Consider the following 4267-nt stretch of genomic DNA (forward strand, 5'->3'; position numbering starts at 1 on the left):
CCCTTGGCTTTCGCCTCAGTCATCGTTTAGTACCAATGTCAGTCCAGTTTCTGGCTGTGTTTACACACTGCGCTGTAACAAGTCAGTGGTTTATGCTTACACATAACCAACCCTTTGTGGCTCAAACATTGGGCATATCCAGTATTTAAAATATGAGCGGTTAACGTGCAGGCTTAATCAAATCTAATGGTTTTACCAACCCCATTACGAGCTCAACACGTTAACCTAATTTGTTTTATAGACGCTAAGCAAACGCCTTGTGTTCATCGAATGGTACATTGTCTTTAAGCACGTGATAACACGCTCTTGCGAGCTTATGTGCAACCGTTTTAATCGCAACTACCTTGTTTGTTTTAGCCAGTTTTCGTTGATAATATTTTTTAACTGTTGGGTTATAACGAATTGCAAAATTAGCAGTCTCAGTAAAGGCCCACGCTAAATAACGATTACCATTCTTCTGATTCGTAGCGCCTTTTTTCTTTCCATTGCTGTACCTTGCCCCTTTAACACAGCGACAATACGATGAGAAATTCCCTGGGCTATCAAAACATTCAATCGTGCCGGTTTCTAACATAATAGTTAGCGCTAAAGTGTTCCCAACTCCATCAATACTGGATAGGTTCATAAACTCAGGGGAGAGTGATGTTTGTTTTAAAATAGCGCCCTCTATCGCATTAATTTGCTGTTGAGCACAGCGTATTAATGAGAGATTAGAAATGACTGACAGTGCTGTATTCATTGAGCTAAAGTCTGCGTGTACCTGCTCAGTATCAACGCTTTTTCTGATACCAGCCATTTGCTTTATTTTGTTGCTACTGAGCTTATAACCAAGATGACGCATGTAACAACTTTGCACCGATAATAAGTTTTTAGTGGACTGTTGAACAATGTCCATTCGTTTGCGCATTAAATCGCGAACAGCCCTGAGTTTACGGGGATAAATATAGCCTTCAGGCAGTATATCTAGACGTAGCATTTAAGCTAACCAGCGTGCATCACTATGGTCATCAGCATGTTTTAAGCCTGAATATCGTTTAATTGCAGCGGGGTTTGCTAAGTGATGCTTAAATTCTGCATCCATTAATGCATCAACTAACCAATACCAATTAAATGTTGATTCAACAACAAGTCCTGCTAGCTTGTCTTTATAAGGGGTTAGAAAAGATAAAATGACAGAGATGTCATTATTTAAACGCTTGCAGCTAAGCGTTTCACCTTGTTCATTAATGATAGCAATTACACAATTATTTGAATGCAAGTCAATTCCACCATATAGTTTCATACTAAGTTCCTCGAGGTACAGTTTATGTTTTGGTCAACACAACTGTATCGAAAAACTTGAGGAACTTTCTATATGATTATCAAATCTTGACTTCACACATTGAGAATCTTCAATGCCTGCTCATGGCATACTGCCGTCATTCCTTATAGCCCTGATCATTAGGATTATCGTTATTTAATATCAAGCTTAATTACCGTGCTGATTTATCCGCTAATCTGAACGTTAACTATATTAAATTTACTTGAATTTTTTTACATACCTCAGCGTTATAAAATTAATAATGGCAAGTAAAATTGCTATTTCGTAGCGGCTGTACGCTACGGCTATACCAATTAAGCCCATATTCCAAATACTTGCTGCGGTTGCTGTGCCTGACGTAGTGCGGTTGTTTTTTAAAATAGCACCGCCGCCAATAAAACCTATACCAGTAATAATGCCTTGTAACATTTTAGATTGTGCTTCGCCCGATTCGAGTACTGACATGGCAATAAGTGCATACCCACACGATGCAACAGCAACGAGTGGAAAGGTTCTAAGTCCCGCACCATCATGGCTACGCTCTCTGTCGTATGCCATAGGCAGTGCTAGTAAGTAGGCAATACCTAAGTGAATTAGGTTATCTAGTATTTCGTTCCACTGTAAGTCAATTTCCATATTTAGCCTATGTTAGTTAAGTTTGTTAATAATAAGCAGGCAAGTAGCAAACAGTAAGCCATTAATTTATATGTTACTAATCAACAGTTTAATTCTTGTATGAGTTTTTAGGTGGTGTTTTTAAGAAGTTTTTACATATATTTATTACTATTTTACTCAATAGTTAATTGGTTTTATTAACGAGTTTGTAGAAGAGTTGAAGGTTTAATAATAAAGTTTTATTTTAATTCCTTACTATTTTGTACATATTTTTACAGCGTAATTTTACAAAAAGGTTAAAATTAAAGCATTAGCCATTAGCCAGTAGTTAGCATTCAGGATGAATAATGCGTATTTTAGTTATTGTTGTTTTTTTACAAAGTTTAGTCGGTTGTACCGCTGTAGGTGTATTGCTTGATGGTTCTGCACGCTCGGGTAGTAGTTCAACGAACTCAGGTACTTTTGTTAAAGACGAAAACGGCATGAGTTTCTCAAAAATGGGATACGCAGTTGACTCCGCCATAGTGGAATTTGTTAAAGATGAAGGTAAGCCTAATCAAACATGTAAGCAAATAACTAAAAGTTTAAAAGAATGTGTATTGATTGAAAAGCAATCTAAAAATGAAAATATTACTAAGCCGCTATCGGATGAAGAGCTGATAAGTGTTAGGCAATAGGCAATAGGTAATAGGTAATAGGTAATTTCATACTAATTTAATTACTTGCTCAGTAGCTACTATATAAAGGAATACTCATGCGAACTATTATTACGATAATTTTATTACTTTTTCTTAGCGGATGTACTGTTGCTGGGGCGCTTATTGATGGGCGAGCTGAGTCTAGCGCGCGAGATGAGCAAATTATAAATAACCAATCAGGTTCAGAGCCTAGTAAAAATCCGTTAACCCCGACACCAAGTAATAGTAATGGATTTAGTTTTGCAGATGTTGGATTGAAAATAGATTCGGCGTTAGTTAATTTAGTTAAAGGTAAAAGTACGACCACTCAAGTATGTAGGCAAATAACAAAGAGTTTAAAAGAGTGTGTAGAAGTTGAAAATTCTACCCTACACACTAATGAATCTAAGCAGACAAAAACTGATGATGAAATAATAAGTGTTGGTCAATAAAACTACTTATAAAAAAGTAGCTGTGATCGTAGCCAGCTTGCATTTCAAGTGTAAGTGGGTAGTTTTTTTGATTAGCAACAGCTATTAAATTTTGAGGCTTAAGCTGCTCTTCTAAAAAGTTGTCGGCATCGCCTTGGCTTACTAACATAGGTAAATAGTTAGTTGGCTCTGCGTTTTTCATTAACTCACAACTATCGTATTGTGTCCAAAGCGCTTTATCGTTTCCTAAATAGCCAGTAAATGCTTTTACACCCCAAGGGCATTCAATAGGATTTACAATAGGGCTAAATGCAGAGGCACTTACAAACGTAGTCGGGTTTTTAAGAGCAACCATTAATGCTCCATGTCCGCCCATAGAGTGACCACTAATTGCTTTTGTACTTGTTACCGGAAAATGTTGCTCTATTAATGCAGGTAATTCGTTTACAACATAATCGTACATATTAAAGTGTGTGTTGTAAGGAGCTTGCGTAGCATTTACGTAAAAGCCTGCACCTTGTGCAAAGTCGTAGGTGTCTTCATTTGGTACGTTTTCGCCGCGTGGACTGGTGTCTGGCGCTACAATAGCAATACCTAGCTCGGCTGCTTTTTTAAATGCGCCGGCTTTTTGCATAAAGTTTTCATCGGTACAGGTTAAACCCGATAACCAATAAAGTACTGGTACTTTATTGGCCTCGCTTGCGCCAGGTGGTAAAAATACGGCAAAACGCATAGTGCAGTGTGTACTTTGAGCGCTGTGAGTATATTGTTTATGCCAACCACCAGCTACTTTTACGCTTGAGATATTTTCTAACATACTTAATCCTTAAAAGCCGTAAACTTAAAAGTATTACGGCTTATTAATAAGCTATTTTACGAATGCAGTTTATTAGTAATGAATGACTGTACGAATACTTTTACCTTCGTGCATTAAATCAAACGCTTCGTTAATATCTTCAAGACCCATTGTGTGTGTTATAAAATCGCTAAGGGCAAATTCGCCAGCCATATAACGTTCAACAATTTCAGGAAGTTGTGAGCGACCTTTAACGCCACCAAATGCGCTACCACGCCATACACGACCAGTAACTAGTTGAAACGGGCGGGTTGATATTTCTTGGCCTGCACCTGCTACACCAATAATGACAGATTCTCCCCAACCTTTATGGCAACACTCAAGCGCTGAGCGCATTACGTCAACATTGCCAATACACTCGAACGAGTAGTCAACGCCGCCGTCAGTC

At 37.9% G+C, this 4267-nt stretch carries 7 protein-coding genes; 2 read left to right on the forward strand and 5 right to left on the reverse strand.

Annotated elements, in window-relative coordinates; genetic code table 11:
- Nucleotides 1-244: 244 nt before the first annotated feature.
- From L647_RS01000000124745 to L647_RS0120750, 3 genes are all read right to left on the reverse strand, one after another.
- Nucleotides 245-976, reverse strand: a complete 732-nt coding sequence (locus L647_RS01000000124745) for a transposase (RefSeq protein ID WP_253948923.1) — start codon at nucleotides 974-976, stop codon at nucleotides 245-247.
- Complete coding sequence (locus L647_RS1000000126625) at nucleotides 977-1282, reverse strand: transposase (protein ID WP_253948924.1); 306 nt, start codon at nucleotides 1280-1282, stop codon at nucleotides 977-979.
- A gap of 237 nt (nucleotides 1283-1519) precedes the next feature.
- Complete coding sequence (locus tag L647_RS0120750; protein WP_024612720.1) at nucleotides 1520-1936, reverse strand: MgtC/SapB family protein; 417 nt, start codon at nucleotides 1934-1936, stop codon at nucleotides 1520-1522.
- Between the two features lie 326 nt (nucleotides 1937-2262).
- Here L647_RS0120750 and L647_RS0120755 point away from each other — a divergent pair, with 326 nt between their 5' ends.
- Together L647_RS0120755 and L647_RS0120760 are read left to right on the forward strand one after the other, a co-directional pair.
- On the forward strand, nucleotides 2263-2592 hold the full coding sequence (locus L647_RS0120755) for a hypothetical protein (RefSeq protein WP_024612721.1): 330 nt from the start codon (nucleotides 2263-2265) through the stop codon (nucleotides 2590-2592).
- Nucleotides 2593-2669: 77 nt separating this feature from the next.
- Nucleotides 2670-3044, forward strand: coding sequence for a hypothetical protein (locus L647_RS0120760; RefSeq protein WP_024612722.1), 375 nt, complete (start codon nucleotides 2670-2672; stop codon nucleotides 3042-3044).
- Here the strand turns inward: L647_RS0120760 and fghA are convergent.
- On the reverse strand, nucleotides 2998-3840 hold the full coding sequence (fghA, locus tag L647_RS0120765; protein ID WP_024612723.1) for an S-formylglutathione hydrolase: 843 nt from the start codon (nucleotides 3838-3840) through the stop codon (nucleotides 2998-3000). The two genes, L647_RS0120760 and fghA, sit on opposite strands and share 47 nt — an antisense overlap.
- A gap of 72 nt (nucleotides 3841-3912) precedes the next feature.
- Nucleotides 3913-4267 (reverse strand): zinc-binding dehydrogenase (locus tag L647_RS0120770; RefSeq protein ID WP_029880567.1); only part of this gene is annotated, 355 nt, incomplete at its 5' end.

Origin of the sequence: Pseudoalteromonas sp. TB64 (assembly GCF_000498095.1) — a bacterium.
GTDB lineage: Bacteria > Pseudomonadota > Gammaproteobacteria > Enterobacterales > Alteromonadaceae > Pseudoalteromonas.